The sequence below is a fragment of the Pseudomonas crudilactis genome (assembly GCF_013433315.1).
In the GTDB taxonomy this organism is placed as follows: domain Bacteria; phylum Pseudomonadota; class Gammaproteobacteria; order Pseudomonadales; family Pseudomonadaceae; genus Aquipseudomonas; species Aquipseudomonas crudilactis.
Genome location: NZ_WXVV01000030.1, coordinates 14,649 through 30,545, shown reverse-complemented (window position 1 = coordinate 30,545; position 15,897 = coordinate 14,649). Strand labels below are relative to the sequence as shown.

The window sequence follows — 15,897 nt, the reverse complement described above, 5'->3', positions numbered from 1 at the left end:
AAAGGCCGCATGAAAACCCAAGGGTTCTCATGCGGCCTTTCAGTATCAGGCTAATGCTTATTCAGCTTTGGCCTTCGTACGCTTGTCTTCAACCGTCCACTTGCCGCCGTCGAAGTACGCCTTCCAACCGGTAGGCTTGCCATCGACTTCGGTCTGCACGTATTGCTCCTTGGTCTTGCGGCTGTAGCGGATCACCGCTGGCAGACCATCAGGATCCTTCTTCGGCGCGTCGCAGAGGAAGTGATACTTCGGATCGATCTCATCCTTGTGCGGCAGGATCTCGATCACCAGCGGAGCACGGGTCTCACGGTTTTTCGGGAACTGACTGGCGGCCAGGAACAGACCCGAGGCACCGTCACGGAGGATGTAGGTGTCGTTGACCTTTTCGCATTTCAGCTCAGGCATCTTCACCGGATCCATCTTCGGCGGCGCTGCATCACCGCTTTTCAACAGTTTGCGGGTGTTCTTGCACTCAGGATTGGTGCAACCGAAGAACTTGCCGAAACGGCCAGTCTTGAGCTGCATCTCGCTGCCACATTTGTCGCATTCCAGGCTCGGACCTTCGTAGCCCTTGATGCGATAGCTGCCTTCTTCGATTTCGTAGCCAGCACAATCCGGATTGTTACCGCAGATGTGCAGCTTGCGCTTCTCGTCGAGCAGGTAAGCGTCCATCGCCGTGCTGCAGATCGGGCAGCGATGCTTGCCACGCAACACCAGCGATTCCGATTCGCCCTCGTCGTCCGCAGCAATCTCGTCGCCCGGCACCAGGTTGACGGTGGCCTTGCAGCGCTCTTTCGGCGGCAGGCTGTAGCCCGAGCAACCGAGGAACACGCCGGTCGACGCAGTACGAATCTGCATCGGACGACCACAGGTCGTGCACGGAATATCGGTCATCACCGGCTGGTTGGCACGCATGCCGCTGTCCGGATTTTCGGCCACTTCGAGTTTCTTTTTGAAGTCGCCATAGAACTCGTCCAGCACGCTTTTCCAGTCACGCTCGCCCTGCGCCACGTCATCGAGGTTCTCTTCCATGCCGGCGGTGAAGCCGTAGTCCATGAGATTGGAGAAGCTTTCCGACAGACGCTCGGTGACGATGTCGCCCATCTTTTCCGAGTAGAAACGACGGTTATGCAGGGTCACGTAGCCACGATCCTGAATGGTCGAAATGATCGCAGCGTAAGTCGAAGGACGACCGATGCCACGTTTTTCCATTTCTTTAACCAGGCTGGCTTCCGAGTAACGCGCCGGCGGCTTGGTGAAGTGCTGCGACGGATCGAGCTTGATCAGCTTCATCACGTCGCCCTGCGCCATATCAGGCAGCACGTCGTCATCGCCCGGCTTGGCAATCTGTGGCATGACACGGGTGTAGCCGTCGAACTTGAGGATACGGCCCTTGGCGCGCAGCTCGAAGTCACCAGCACCTACGCTGACGGTGGTCGACAGGTATTGCGCTGGCAGCATCTGGCAAGCGAGGAACTGGCGCCAGATCAGCTCGTAGAGGCGCTCAGCGTCACGCTCCATGCCCGTCAGCTTGCTCGGAATGGTGTTGGCGTCGGACGGACGAATCGCTTCGTGAGCCTCTTGAGCGCCTTCCTTGCTGCTGTAGACATTTGGCGTTTCCGGCAGGTACTTCTTGCCGAATTCGTCTTCGATGTAAGTGCGTGCCATCGCCACGGCGTCAGCCGAGAGGTTGGTCGAGTCGGTACGCATATAAGTGATGTAGCCGGCTTCGTACAGACGCTGGGCCATCATCATGGTTTTCTTCACGCCGAAGCCCAGGCGGTTACTCGCTGCCTGTTGCAAGGTGGACGTGATGAACGGCGCCGACGGCTTGCTGCTGGTCGGCTTGTCTTCGCGTTTGACGATGCTGTAGCTGGAAGACTTGAGTTTCTCCAGCGCGGCCATGGCCTGCGCTTCGTTGAGCGGCTTGAACGCTTCGCCTTTCTCACGAGCTACTTCGAAACGCACGGTCGAGCCTTTGGTGGTGCCGAGATCGGCATGCACTTCCCAGTACTCTTCCGGGTTGAACGCACGGATTTCACGCTCACGCTCAACCACCAGCTTCACGGCAACCGATTGCACACGACCGGCGGACAGGCCACGGGCGATTTTCGCCCACAGCAGCGGCGAAACCATGTAACCCACAACGCGGTCGAGGAAACGGCGGGCCTGTTGAGCGTTGACACGATCGATGTCCAGCTCGCCCGGTTCCGAGAAGGCTTCCTGAATCGCCTTTTTGGTAATTTCGTTGAACACCACGCGCTTGTAGCGGCTGTCATCACCACCGATGGCTTCGCGCAGGTGCCAGGCAATGGCTTCCCCCTCGCGATCCAAGTCGGTTGCGAGATAGATGGTGTCAGCATCTTTGGCGAGCCGACGCAGCTCCTCGATGACCTTCTCTTTACCCGGAAGGATCTCGTACTTGGCTTTCCAGCCATGATCGGGATCGACACCCATACGCGAGACCAGCTGCTTGCGCGCTTTCTCTTTCGGCGAGAGCACCGGACCTTCGCCCGCAGCAGCCTTGCCGCGCTTGGCGGCTGGCTCTTTGCTGGCGCTAGCCGAACCGCTGGTGGGCAGGTCTCGGATATGGCCGATACTCGACTTCACCACGTATTGGTTACCCAGATACTTGTTGATGGTCTTGGCCTTAGCCGGGGATTCCACAATGACCAGCGATTTGCCCATGGATCAGAAAATTCCTGAATTCTAGAAGTGAAAGGCGGTTGGCGCCTGACGCGGCACCGCTATATATAGTTGATACAAGGTGAGGTCAAGCACAGGGTTCTGTGCACACTCGCCTCATGCCTTGGAAAAAAGGCTCGGTTCGGCTTGCACCAAAGCAAAGCGTGGCACCTGCTCGCCGTCAACCTCGACTGACTCGAGAAACATGCTCAGAGGGCGTACCCAAAAGCCGTAATCGCCATACAGGGCTTGGTAAAAGACCACTTCTTCTTCGGTCTCGGAATGCCGCGCAACACTGAATACGCGGTACTGCGGACCTTTGTAATGTTGGTAGAGCCCAGGTTGTATCGGCATGCTTTGGCCCTCACTCAAATTTTTTCAAAATAAAAACAAAATAAATCCGCAAAAACAAAAACCGGGGCACTTGGCCCCGGCTTCCATCGACGAGACGCTTAAACGCGTTCGAAGACGGTGGAGATGCCTTGGCCGAGACCAATGCACATAGTGGCCACCCCGAAGGTGCCGCTATTCTGCTTCATCACGTTCAGCAAGGTGCCGGAAATACGAGCACCGGAGCAACCGAACGGGTGACCCAGGGCGATTGCACCGCCGTGCAGGTTAACCTTCTCGTTCATCTTGTCGAGTACTTTCAGATCTTTCAGCACTGGCAGGGCCTGTGCGGCGAAAGCTTCGTTGAGCTCGAAGAAGTCGATATCGTTGATGCCAAGGCCCGCACGCTTCAGGGCTTTCTGTGTCGCCGGAACTGGACCATAGCCCATGATCGCCGGATCCACACCCGCCACTGCCATCGAACGGATAACCGCCATTGGCTGGATACCCAGGTCCTGTGCACGCTGCGCCGACATCACGATCATGCACGAAGCACCATCAGTGATCTGCGACGAAGTACCGGCAGTCACGGTGCCGCCCTTTGGATTGAAGGCAGGCTTGAGGGCCGCCAGACTTTCCAGGGTGGTTTCCGGACGAATGGTTTCGTCGTAGTCGAACAGTTTCAGGAAACCGTTCTCGTCGTAGCCCTGCATCGGGATGATTTCGTCTTTGAACTTGCCTTCCACGGTGGCCTTGTGGGCCAACTGGTGGGAACGCACGCCGAAGGCGTCTTGCTGCTCGCGAGTGATGCCGTGCATTTTGCCGAGCATTTCCGCGGTCAGGCCCATCATGCCCGAGGCTTTCGCCGCGTACAGCGACATGTGCGGGTTCGGATCGACACCGTGCATCATGCTCACGTGGCCCATATGCTCGACGCCGCCAACCACGAACACGTCACCGTTGCCGGTCATGATCGCTTGCGCAGCGGTGTGCAGCGCGCTCATCGACGAGCCACACAGACGGCTGACGGTCTGGCCGGCCGAAGTGTGCGGGATCTGGGTCATCAGCGACGCCATGCGCGCGATGTTCCAGCCCTGCTCCAGGGTCTGGTTGACGCAGCCCCAGATCACGTCCTCGACTTCGGCAGGATCGACCTTGGCGTTGCGTTCCAGCAATTTGCTGATCAGGTGCGCCGACATGTCTTCGGCACGGGTGTTGCGGTGCATGCCGCCCTTGGAGCGGCCCATCGGAGTACGACCGAAGTCGACAATCACGACGTCTCTTGGATTCAAGCTCATAAAATTTCACTCTCGCTCAAAAGTTGGGACGCTTAACCGAAGAACCGTTGGCCGGTTTTGGCCATTTCACGCAGTTTCGCGGTCGGGTGGTACAGCGCGCCCAAATCAGCGTACTGGTCAGCCAGGGCAACGAACTCGGCAACACCGATCGAATCGATGTAGCGCAGCGCACCGCCACGGAATGGAGGGAAACCGATACCGTAGACCAGACCCATGTCGGCTTCGGCGGCGGTTTCAACGATGCCGTCTTCCAGGCAACGCACGGTTTCCAGGCACAGCGGGATCATCATCCAGTTGATGATGTCTTCGTCAGTGACTTCGCGCTGCTCGTAAACGATCGGCTTGAGCACTTCCAGTACCGACGGATCGGCAACTTTCTTCTGCTTGCCTTTCTTGTCGGCCTCGTAGGCGTAGAAGCCCTTGCCGTTCTTCTGACCCAGGCGCTTGGCTTCGTACAGCACATCGATGGCCGAACGACGGTCATCCTTCATGCGATCCGGGAAGCCTTCAGCCATTACGTCACGACCATGGTGACCGGTGTCGATACCGACCACGTCCATCAGGTATGCCGGGCCCATCGGCCAGCCGAATTTTTCCATGACCTTGTCGATACGGACGAAGTCCACACCGGCGCTGACCAGTTTGGCGAAACCGCCGAAGTACGGGAACAGGACGCGGTTGACCAGGAAGCCCGGGCAGTCGTTGACGACGATCGGGTTCTTGCCCATTTTCTTGGCGTAGGCAACGGTGGTGGCAACCGCCAGCTCACTCGACTTCTCGCCACGGATCACTTCCACCAGCGGCATCATGTGCACCGGGTTGAAGAAGTGCATGCCGACGAAGTTTTCCGGACGCTTGAGAGCCTTGGCCAGCAGGCTGATGGAAATAGTCGAAGTGTTGGACGCGAGGATGGTGTCCTCTTTGACCTGCGCTTCGACTTCAGCCAACACGGCTTGCTTGACCTTAGGGTTCTCGACCACAGCTTCAACAACCAGATCCACGTGACCGAAGTCGCCGTAGGACAGGGTTGGCCGAATGGCGTTGAGTACTTCAGCCATTTTCGCAGCGGTCATGCGACCTTTATCAACGCGGCCAACCAGCAGTTTGGCGGCTTCGGCCAGACCCTGCTCGATACCGTGCTCGTTGATGTCCTTCATCAGGATCGGCGTACCTTTGGAGGCCGACTGATAGGCGATACCGCCACCCATGATGCCGGCGCCGAGTACAGCGGCCTGCTTCACGTCTTTGGCGATTTCGTCGTAGGCCTTGGCCTTTTTCTTCAGCTCCTGATCGTTCAGGAACAGACCGATCAAGCTCTGCGCGGCAGAGGTCTTGGCCAGTTTGACGAAACCGGCGGCTTCAACTTCCAGCGCCTTGTCACGACCGAAGTTCGCAGCTTTCTGGATGGTCTTGATCGCTTCAACCGGCGCCGGGTAATTCGGGCCAGCCTGACCGGCAACGAAACCTTTGGCGGTTTCGAAAGCCATCATCTGTTCAATGGCGTTCAGCTTGAGTTTTTCAAGTTTCGGCTGACGCTTGGCCTTGAAGTCGAACTCGCCGGAGATGGCGCGCTTGATCAGTTCAAGGGCGGCTTCCTGCAGCTTTTCAGGAGCAACCACGGCGTCGACGGCGCTGACTTTCAGAGCGTCTTCAGGGCGGTTTTCCTTGCCGGCGGCAATCCACTCGATTGCGTTGTCGACACCGATCAGGCGCGGCAGACGCACGGTGCCGCCGAAGCCTGGGTAGATGCCCAGTTTGACTTCCGGCAGGCCGATCTTGGCTTTGGTGGACATGACGCGATAGTCAGCTGCCAGGCACATTTCCAGGCCGCCGCCCAGCGCGATGCCATTGATGGCCGCGACGGTCGGAACGTTGAGGTCTTCGAAATCGCTGAAGATCTTGTTGGCTTCGAGATTGCCAGCAACCAGCTCGGCATCCGGCAGCTTGAAGTTGTCGACAAATTCGGTGATGTCGGCGCCGACGATGAACACGTCCTTGCCACTGCTGACGATCACGCCCTTGATCGAAGCATCTGCCTTGATGACGTCTACGGCCTGACGCAATTCGTTCAGGGTTAGACGGTTGAACTTGTTGACGGACTCACCCTTGAGGTCGAATTTCAATTCGACGATGCCACTTTCAAGAGCTTTAACCGTGATGGCTTTACCTTCGTAAATCATCAACTGATCTCCACGATATGGAAGCTGAACAGTACACGTCGGACGCAGGCGAATGGCTCGGCAGGACGCTTTTTCGTCGATGCTGACGCCAATCCACCCGGCACACCCGCCAACGCGATAGTCGGGATTCTGTAGGAGCAGTCTGTAAGACAAACGCTCAATTCATACGCCCGTTTGATTTGGGTACGTCACCTTCACGGAATTTCCGACAATTGTCAATCGCCCAAAATACGGGTTGAAATGCGACTTTGCGGTCATTTCTGTAAGACGAAGACCCGCAACACGCGTCTGCATGTGAAGCCATTCATAGAATCAATAGTTAGAAAAGTCGCCCTAATTCGCAGCAGCCCTTGTTTAAAGGGCTACGCTGGGTGGACGACAGGGAAATGCGCTGACTGACCCAGCATCAAAAAGATTTCCGGCCTGCCTGGCCAACTCCGCCCGATGAATCATGTCGGGCTTTTTATTGCGCGTCTGCCGGACGTTTCACACCGTTGCAGTGCGAAAAGTCCGCGCGTCACGCCAGCGCTTTCAGGGTGGCGTCGATATCCTGCAAAACAGATGCTTCGCCCTTCTCCCCCCAATACAAAGCGATCATCTGCTTGTCTGCCTCGACTTTGAAAACGTTGCCCGGCAATTTTTCGAAATGATTAAGCAGCGCAGGGTCCTCGCAGACTTCCTGCCACTGATTGACCCACACACCCGGCGACTTCTGCCAGTAAGTCCAGCAGGCAGGCGACTTGCCACGGCGCGGCCGATGATACTGCGCGCACGGGTTTGGTGGCTCTTGCGCCAGCCAGTGTGGCCATTCCTGAGGTGCCAGTTGCATGGCCAGACCGATGCGTCGTGCCTCCATACGCAGGGCGATGCGACCGCTTTGCGCGCGCGATGGGCGTAACCACGCCAGCGGACTTAAAACCACCAGCAGGATTGACACCACCAACCAGACCGTCATATCTCTATTCCCAATTCTTGGTGAGCGCATTGTGTCACTTTGGAACCATTGCGCTTGAAACCAGCCATACTTAACAATATTGAAATCCCACGAGGAGCACCTCATGCCCTACCACCACATCCTGGTCGCCGTAGATCTGACCGAAGAGTGCGACCCTGTGATTCACCGCGCCCGCGAGCTGTCGGTGAGCAATAACGCCAAGCTGTCGCTGGTGCATATTGTCGAGCCGATGGCCATGGCGTTCGGCGGCGACGTGCCAATGGATCTGTCACAACTGCAACAACAGCAGTTTGATCAGGCCAAGGAGCGTCTTGAGCGTCTGAAGCTCAAGTATTCCGAACTCGAAGGCGCCAACTGCCACCTGACCTATGGCCAGCCACGCCAGGAAATCCATCATTTCGCCAAGGAACAAACGTGCGATCTGATCGTGGTCGGCAGTCATGGCCGACATGGTCTGGCGCTGTTGCTGGGTTCGACCGCCAATGACGTGCTGCACGGCGCGCCATGCGACGTCCTCGCCGTCCACTTGGTCAAACGCTGAAATACCATTCCATGTAGGAGTGAGCCTGCTCGCGATAACGTTCTGACAGTCGACGAGTTCGTTGAATGCTAAACCGCTATCGCGAGCAGGCTCACTCCTACAAGGGAACTGCGTTTACATATGAAAAGCCCGGCGTTCATCACTGAACGCCGGGCTTTTTCACATCAGGATCAATCAGGCATCCAGCTCGGCCCAACGCTCCATCAACGCATCCAGCTCAGCCTGCAACTGCTCCAGCGAAGCAATCACCTTGGCCGTTTCAGCCGCAGGACGCTGATAGAAGCCAGCTTCAGCCATTTCGGCTTCCACGACAGCAATCTGCTGTTCCTTGGCATCGATATCGCCCGGCAATGCTTCCAGCTCACGCTGCACCTTGTAGCTCAGCTTCTTCTTGGCCGCCGGGGCAGCAGCGGCAGGCGCTGCGACCACAGCAGGCTCAGCGGTCACCACGGCGGAGTTCAAGTCAGCCTTGCCCGACTTGCTTTCGGTTACGCCCAGCAGACGCGGCGAACCACCCTGACGGATCCAGTCCTGATAGCCGCCGACGTATTCACGCACCTTGCCTTCGCCTTCGAAGACCAGGGTGCTGGTGACCACGTTGTCGAGGAATGCCCGGTCGTGGCTGACCATCAGCACGGTGCCATTGAAAGTCAGCAGCACTTCTTCAAGCAGCTCGAGGGTTTCCACGTCGAGGTCGTTGGTCGGTTCGTCGAGGACCAGCAGGTTCGCCGGTTTGCTGAACAGCTTGGCCAGCAACAGACGCGCACGCTCACCACCCGACAGCGCCTTGACCGGCGTGCGGGCACGCTGCGGGCTGAACAGGAAGTCGCCGAGGTAGCTCAGCACGTGACGGCTCTGGCCGTCGATATCGATGAAGTCGCGCCCCTCGGCGACGTTGTCGATCACGGTTTTTTCCAGATCCAGCTGATGGCGCAACTGGTCGAAGTAGGCCACGTCGATCCGCGTGCCTTCTTCCACTTTGCCGCTGGTCGGTTGCAGACCGCTGAGCATCAGTTTCAGCAGAGTGGTCTTGCCGGTACCGTTGGCGCCGAGCAGACCAATACGGTCGCCGCGCGTCAGCACCATCGAGAAGTCCTTGATCAGGAACGGGCCACCCGGATGAGCGAAACTCACGTTCTCGAGGACCATCACCTGCTTGCCGGACTTGTCGGCAGTGTCCAACTGAATGTTGGCCTTGCCGGTGCGCTCACGACGTTCGCTACGCTCAACGCGCAGGGCTTTCAGGGCGCGGACGCGGCCTTCGTTGCGGGTGCGGCGAGCCTTGATGCCCTGGCGGATCCAGACTTCTTCCTGGGCCAGTTTCTTGTCGAACAGCGCGTTGGCGGTTTCTTCAGCCGCCAGCGCGGCTTCTTTGTGCACAAGGAAACTGGCGTAGTCGCCGTTCCAGTCGATCAGGCCACCGCGATCCAGTTCGAGGATGCGCGTGGCGAGGTTTTGCAGGAAGGAACGGTCGTGCGTGATGAACAGCACGGCGCCCTGGAAATCTTTCAGCGCTTCTTCGAGCCAGGCAATCGCACCGATGTCCAGGTGGTTGGTCGGTTCGTCGAGCAGCAGCAGATCCGGCTCGGACACCAGCGCCTGTGCCAGCAGCACGCGACGACGCCAGCCGCCGGACAACTGGGCGAGGGTCTTGTCGGCCGGCAGTTGCAGGCGGCTCAAAGTGCTCTCGACCAGCGTCTGCAAGCGCCAGCCATCACGGGCTTCGAGGTCTTGCTGAACGTGCATCAGCTTGTTCAGGTCTTCTTCAGTGACGCAGTTCTGCGCAAGGTGATGGTATTCGGCGAGCAACGCGCCCACGCCATCAAGGCCTTCAGCGACCACGTCGAACACCGTCCGATCGTCGGCCACCGGCAATTCTTGCGGCAATTCGCCGATTTTCAGACCGGGGGCACGCCACACCGAGCCTTCATCGGGCTTCTGGTCGCCCTTGACCAGTTTCATCATGCTGGACTTGCCAGTGCCGTTGCGGCCGATGATGCACACCCGCTCACCACGGGCGATCTGCCAGGACACCTTGTCCAACAACGGCATAGCGCCGAACGCAAGGGACACATCGCTGAATTTGAGCAGGGTCATGAGCTTCTCCAAAAACCGGGCGCGCATTCTACCTGAATTAGGGCTTCAGCAGGCCGGCAATTTGTCTGTCGAAGCACTCTGCACAACATTTGTTGCGAACTTGTGCTGCGAGGCCGGCAAAGCTTTCGCCGCTTGCTGGCAAAAGGCTAAGCTACAGACAATTCAGTGCTGACCGAGGTCGGCACTTGTCATGATTTCTCTGCCCGGATGTCTCATGCGCAGTCGCCTTTTCAGTGTCTTGTCCTGCTTGCTACTTACCGCCGCTGCCGCTCAATCCGCTCAGGCGGTGGACCTGTCCACCCAACGCCAGTATTACGATGAAGCCAAGCGCGCCTTGGCCAAGGGTGATACCGGCCCGTATTTCCGTTACAGCCAAGCGCTGGCCGATTATCCGCTGGAACCGTATCTGGCTTACGACGAACTGACCGCGCGCCTGAAAACCGCGAGCAATGCGGAAATCGAGAAATTCCTCGCCGAACACGGTGACCTGCCCCAGGCCAACTGGATGAAACTGCGCTGGTTGCGCTGGCTCGCCGACCGTGGTGACTGGGCAACCTTCGTCAAATATTACGACCCGAAACTCAACTTCACTGAACTGGACTGCCTCAACGCGCAGTACCAGATCAGCAGCGGTCACAAGGCCGAGGGTTACGCCAACGCCGACAAGCTCTGGCTGACCGGTAAATCACAACCCGCTGCGTGTGACGCACTGTTCGGCCTCTGGGCCGCCGATGGTCAGCTCACCGAACAGAAACGCTGGGAGCGCACCAAACTCGCCGCTCAGACGCGTAACTATCCACTGGCCAACAGCCTGGTCAACGGCTTGACCACCCTCGCCCCACGCGGTCGCCTGCTGGTGGATGTGGCGCAGAAACCCGAGCTGCTCAATCAGCCTTCACGCTTCACCCCGGCCGACGAGCCGATGTCCGACGTGGTCAGCCTCGGCCTGCGTCGCCTCGCGCGTCAGGATCCGGACAAGGCCATGGCGCTGCTCGACGGCTACGCCAGCAGCATGCATTTCTCCCGCGATGAAAAAGTCGCGATCGCCCGGGAAATCGGCCTGACTCTCGCCCGCCGCTTCGACAGCCGCGCGCTGGACGTGATGACCAAGTACGACCCGGAGTTGCGCGACAACACTGTCTCGGAATGGCGTTTGCGCCTGCTGTTGCGTCTGGCCCGTTGGGACGACGCCTATCAGTTGACCCGCCGTCTGCCGCAGGATCTGGCCACCACCAACCGCTGGCGCTACTGGCAGGCACGCAGTCTGGAACTGGCCCAGCCGCAGAACCCGGAAGCGCAAACGCTGTACAAAAACCTTGCGCGCGAACGTGACTTCTACGGTTTCCTCGCCGCCGACCGCTCGCAATCGCCGTACTCGCTGAACAACAAGCCACTGGTGCTCAGCCAGGCGCTGATCAACAAGGTGCGCAACACCCCGGGCGTGCGCCGCGCGCTGGAATTCCATGCTCGCGGGCAGATCGTCGACGGTCGTCGCGAGTGGTATCACGTCAGCCGCCATTTCAACCGCGATGAAATGGTTGCCCAGGCGAAACTCGCCTATGACTTGAAATGGTACTTTCCGGCGATCCGCACCATCAGCCAGGCGCAGTACTGGGATGATCTGGACATCCGCTTCCCGATGGCCCACCGCGAAACCCTCGTGCGTGAAGCCAAGGTGCGTGGCCTGCATTCGAGCTGGGTGTTTGCCATTACTCGCCAGGAAAGTGCCTTCATGGACGACGCCCGTTCCGGCGTCGGCGCCAGCGGCCTGATGCAACTGATGCCCGGCACCGCCAAGGAAACCGCGCGCAAGTTCAGCATACCGCTGGCCTCGCCGCAGCAGGTGCTGGATCCGGACAAGAACATCCAGCTCGGCGCCGCTTACCTGAGCCAGGTGCACAGCCAGTTCAACGGCAACCGCGTCCTCGCCTCCGCCGCCTACAACGCCGGACCGGGTCGCGTACGCCAATGGCTGCGCGGCGCCGATCACCTGAGTTTCGACGTCTGGGTGGAAAGCATCCCGTTCGACGAAACCCGTCAATACGTGCAGAACGTGCTGTCGTACTCGGTGATTTACGGCCAGAAGCTCAATTCACCGCAGCCGCTGGTGGATTGGCATGAGCGGTATTTTGATGATCAGTGATCACGCGGCTGACGCCCAGTAACAAAAAATGCCCGTATCGCGAGATACGGGCATTTTTTATAGGTACAACCTGAGCGGTTACTTAGTGAATGGCAGGATCGGTGACAGGATTCGTTGAAGCGCTCTTGCCATCATTGAACTGCAACGCCGCCAACCGTGCATACAGCGGATTGCTGGCAATCAGTTCCTGATGAGTACCAATGGCCACAAGTTTGCCCTGATCCATCACTGCAATCCGGTCAGCGTTTTTCACCGTGGCCAGTCGATGCGCGATCACCAGCGTGGTGCGGTTCTGCATCAGACTCGGCAGCGCTTCCTGAATCAAATGTTCGCTCTGCGCATCGAGGGCGCTAGTGGCCTCGTCCAGCAGCAGGATCGGTGCGTCGACCAGCAACGCCCGGGCGATCGCCAGGCGCTGACGCTGGCCACCGGAAAGACCGAGGCCACCATCGCCAAGATGGGTCTGGTAACCGTTGGGCATTTTCTCGATGAAGTCGTGAGCGTGAGCAATTTTTGCCGCGTCCATGACTTGTTCCAGTGTCGCCCCCGGATTGCCGTAACGAATATTCTCTTCAACGCTGCCAAAGAACAGCGCCGGCGACTGCGAGACCAGGGCGAAGTGGCGACGCAGGTCCAGCGGATCAAGGCTGGTCAGCGGCACGCCATCGATGAGGATCTGCCCTTCCAGCGGATCATAAAAACGCAAGAGCAAGTCGTACACGGTGGACTTGCCCGCACCGGACGGCCCCACCAGCGCCAGCGTCTCTCCAGCCCGAATGGTCAGATTCAAGCCGTTGACGGCGTAGCTTTCAGGACGCGAAGGGTAGGAAAACCGCACTTCCTGCAATTGCAGCTCGCCGCGCACGCGCTGGGGCAAGGTCACCAGCCCGGTGGTGGGCGGCTGGATGATGTTTTCCGACCCCAGCAGTTCGGCGATGCGCTCTGCGGCACCTGCCGCGCGTTGCAGTTCGCCAATCACCTCACTCAAGGTGCCGATCGCACTGCCGACAATCAGACTGTAGAAAACAAACGCCGCCAGTTCACCACCGGTGATGCGCCCGGCAATCACGTCCATGCCGCCGACCCACAACATGACCGCCACCGCGCCGAGCACCAGCACGATCACCATGGTGATCATCCACGAGCGCTGGAAGATGCGTTTGCGCGCCGTGTCGAAGGCATCCTCTACGGTTGTCGCAAAACGGCGCTCATCCTGGACTTGGTGGTTGTAGGCCTGCACGGTTTTGATCTGGCCGAGGGTTTCCGACACATAGCTGCCGATATCGGCCACCCGGTCCTGGCTCAATCGCGACAGATTGCGTACGCGCCGACCGAAAATCAGGATCGGTGCGACCACGAACGGTAAAGCAATCACCACGATGCTGGTGAGTTTGGCATTGGTCACGAACAGCAGGATGACACCGCCAATCACCATCAACAGGTTACGCAGGAACATCGACAGCGACGAGCCGATCACTGATTGCAGCAGCGTTGTGTCGGCAGTCAGCCGCGACTGGATCTCCGAACTGCGGTTGTTCTCGTAGAAGCCGGGGTGCAAATAGACCAGATGGTTGAATACCTCACGGCGGATATCGGCCACGCAACGCTCGCCGATCCACGACACCCAGTAAAACCGCGCGAACGTGCCGACCGCCAACCCCAACACCATCAGCATGAAGATGCCGATGCTCTGGTTGAGCTGATGCGGCGACTGGGTCATGAAGCCACGGTCGACCAACAGTTTGATCCCCTGCCCCATCGACAGCGTGACGGCGGCGGTGACGATCAACGCCAGCAGCGCAGCAATGACCTGCCAGCGGTAAGGGGCCAGAAATCGACGGGTCAAACGCAAAGCGCGACGGTGTCGTGAAGAAAGCTTCGGGGTCATTCAGGTACACATCCGTGTTGGTGAAAGGGCTAGCCTAAACCTTCTTGGGGCGGAACTCTGTAAATCACAATGAGTCAGGTTAAATATGCCCCCAAAGACTAGGCCATAGTTACTATTGGTCTAAAGTCCCGGTTGAGACGAGCGGTCGTTTCTGTTTGAGTGGAGATGCCTCCACTGACAGACCGCAGGGAGTTGTCACAGCCCGGTCACGTGGCGGTTTTACCCTAGGCGCACAACCTGATGAGGAGACAGGCCATGTCCTTGCAACACAGCAGCGAAGACAAAATTGAAGTGATCCGCACCAAGCCCGGCCAATCTCTGGGTTGCTCGATACTGGATAAGGATGGGCGCGAAGTACCGATCACTGAAGAAATGATCCAGCAAGCGTGCAGCGAGCTGGAGAAGCGATTGGTCAAGCCTGCCGAACAAGAGTGATATAGCCACCGTCTTCCTGACCCGGCCCCTTTGGCCGGGTTTTTTCTGTCTGCAGATCCGGCACTTGTGGCGCGGCCTTCGCGAGCAGGCTCGCTCCCACAGCAGATCTTCAGTGCATGACAGATCCATGTGGGAGCGAGCCTGCTCGCGAAAGGGCCGACTCGGTTTCTAGACAGCCACCGCCCCCAGCGCCGCCACGATCCTCGCCAACTCTGGCGACGCCCCTTCAATCCGCACCTTTAGCCCTTCAATCTCACGCCGCACGGGATACTGCTTGCGCAACACATCGAACGCCGCACGCTGCTCGCCGACATTGCCTACAAGGCTGCGGCGAAAATCCGCGTCATCGCGGCGTGGGTCGTACACCCCACGGCATAACATCGCCAGCGCCCAAGCCGGATCGCTGTCAGCGTGCAGGGTGACTTCTGACAACCACGGAGCCGGCAACAAATCACTGAGCTGAATGCTCGCCGCTTGACCGAGGAATGTGCAGTAAGCCTGATAGATCTGCGCCGTACCGCGCTGCTTGCCATCAAGGCTGTAACCGGCAATGTGCGGCGTGGCCAATACGCAAAGCTCGGCCAACGCCACGTCAACTTCGGGCTCGGCTTCCCAGACATCGAGAACGGCTTGCAGGTCTTCACGATCCAGCAGCACGTTGCGCAGTGCGGCATTATCCACCACCGGGCCACGCGCTGCGTTGATCAGCCACGCGCCGGGCTTGAGTTGCTGCAAACGCGACTGATCGAACAAATGCCAGGTCGCGCCATCGCCGCTGCGAGTCAGCGGCGTGTGCAGACTGATCACGTCGCACTGCTCAATGATCGCTTCAAGGCTGACGTAATCGCCGCCCTCGGCAGCCTGACGCGGTGGATCGCAGACTTTGACGTTCCAGCCCAAGCCCTTCAGGACCTTGATCAGACGCCCGCCCACTTCACCGGCGCCGACGACACCGTAAATCCGCTGAGTGAGATCGACACCTTCGATTTCGGCGAGCGTCATCAGACTGCCCAGCACGTAATCGACCACACCGCGGGCATTGCAGCCGGGGGCGCTCGACCAGGTGATGCCGACCTCATTGAAGTAATCGAGATCCAGATGATCCGTACCGATGGTGCAAGTGCCGACAAAACGGACCTTGCTGCCTTCAAGCAACGCGCGGTTGACGTTGGTCACCGAGCGCACAAGCAATACGTCAGCCTGCTCGACCGTCGCACGGTCGATGGAACGGCCCGGCACCCGGCGGATCTCGCCGAAACCGGCAAAAAAGGCATCGAGCAGCGGGATATTTTCGTCGGCAACAATCAGCATGGCGGGCTCCTTTGGCGGATCGGCAGTTTAGGTG

The 15,897-nt window shown here is 58.8% G+C and carries 11 protein-coding genes; 3 read left to right on the top strand and 8 right to left on the bottom strand.

Annotated features, from left to right (window positions below; all coding sequences use genetic code 11):
• Positions 1–57: 57 nt before the first annotated feature.
• The 5 genes from topA to GTU76_RS26250 all read right to left on the bottom strand — a co-directional run bounded on the left by topA (position 58) and on the right by GTU76_RS26250 (position 7,448).
• Entirely contained in the window at positions 58–2,688 is a 2,631-nt protein-coding gene (topA, locus tag GTU76_RS26270; protein ID WP_180699958.1) for a type I DNA topoisomerase, read from the bottom strand.
• 114 nt (positions 2,689–2,802) lie between these two features.
• The gene (locus GTU76_RS26265) at positions 2,803–3,039 is read right to left on the bottom strand and encodes a DUF1653 domain-containing protein (protein ID WP_007910467.1); all 237 of its coding nucleotides are present in this window, start codon (positions 3,037–3,039) and stop codon (positions 2,803–2,805) included.
• A 98-nt stretch (positions 3,040–3,137) separates the two neighbouring features.
• Positions 3,138–4,313: an acetyl-CoA C-acyltransferase FadA gene (fadA, locus tag GTU76_RS26260; RefSeq protein WP_007910465.1), complete on the bottom strand. Its 1,176-nt coding sequence runs from the start codon at positions 4,311–4,313 to the stop codon at positions 3,138–3,140.
• A 32-nt stretch (positions 4,314–4,345) separates the two neighbouring features.
• Positions 4,346–6,493 (bottom strand): fatty acid oxidation complex subunit alpha FadB, encoded by a 2,148-nt coding sequence (fadB, locus tag GTU76_RS26255; RefSeq protein ID WP_016986751.1) that lies wholly within the window; start codon positions 6,491–6,493, stop codon positions 4,346–4,348.
• Between the two features lie 517 nt (positions 6,494–7,010).
• A complete protein-coding gene (locus GTU76_RS26250) occupies positions 7,011–7,448 on the bottom strand; it encodes a hypothetical protein (RefSeq protein WP_175553675.1) in 438 nt (145 codons plus the stop codon).
• Positions 7,449–7,551: 103 nt separating this feature from the next.
• On the opposite strand from GTU76_RS26250, the gene GTU76_RS26245 reads away from it, so the two are divergent.
• Positions 7,552–7,989, top strand: coding sequence for a universal stress protein (locus GTU76_RS26245; RefSeq protein ID WP_016986753.1), 438 nt, complete (start codon positions 7,552–7,554; stop codon positions 7,987–7,989).
• 174 nt (positions 7,990–8,163) lie between these two features.
• Here GTU76_RS26245 and GTU76_RS26240 read toward each other — a convergent pair whose 3' ends face one another.
• Positions 8,164–10,086 carry an ATP-binding cassette domain-containing protein gene (locus tag GTU76_RS26240; RefSeq protein WP_016986754.1) on the bottom strand — a complete coding sequence of 641 codons (1,923 nt, stop codon included), beginning with the start codon at positions 10,084–10,086 and terminating at the stop codon, positions 8,164–8,166.
• Between the two features lie 214 nt (positions 10,087–10,300).
• Between GTU76_RS26240 and GTU76_RS26235 the strand changes: the two genes are divergently transcribed.
• On the top strand, positions 10,301–12,229 hold the full coding sequence (locus tag GTU76_RS26235) for a transglycosylase SLT domain-containing protein (RefSeq protein WP_180699957.1): 1,929 nt from the start codon (positions 10,301–10,303) through the stop codon (positions 12,227–12,229).
• 82 nt (positions 12,230–12,311) lie between these two features.
• Here the strand turns inward: GTU76_RS26235 and GTU76_RS26230 are convergent, their stop codons facing one another.
• Complete coding sequence (locus GTU76_RS26230) at positions 12,312–14,117, bottom strand: ABC transporter transmembrane domain-containing protein (protein WP_180699956.1); 1,806 nt, start codon at positions 14,115–14,117, stop codon at positions 12,312–12,314.
• A gap of 255 nt (positions 14,118–14,372) precedes the next feature.
• Between GTU76_RS26230 and GTU76_RS26225 the strand changes: the two genes are divergently transcribed.
• Positions 14,373–14,552 carry a PA1571 family protein gene (locus GTU76_RS26225; RefSeq protein ID WP_038369402.1) on the top strand — a complete coding sequence of 60 codons (180 nt, stop codon included), beginning with the start codon at positions 14,373–14,375 and terminating at the stop codon, positions 14,550–14,552.
• Between the two features lie 168 nt (positions 14,553–14,720).
• Here GTU76_RS26225 and pdxB read toward each other — a convergent pair whose 3' ends face one another.
• Entirely contained in the window at positions 14,721–15,863 is a 1,143-nt protein-coding gene (gene pdxB, locus GTU76_RS26220) for a 4-phosphoerythronate dehydrogenase PdxB (RefSeq protein WP_016983725.1), read from the bottom strand.
• Positions 15,864–15,897: the final 34 nt, after the last annotated feature.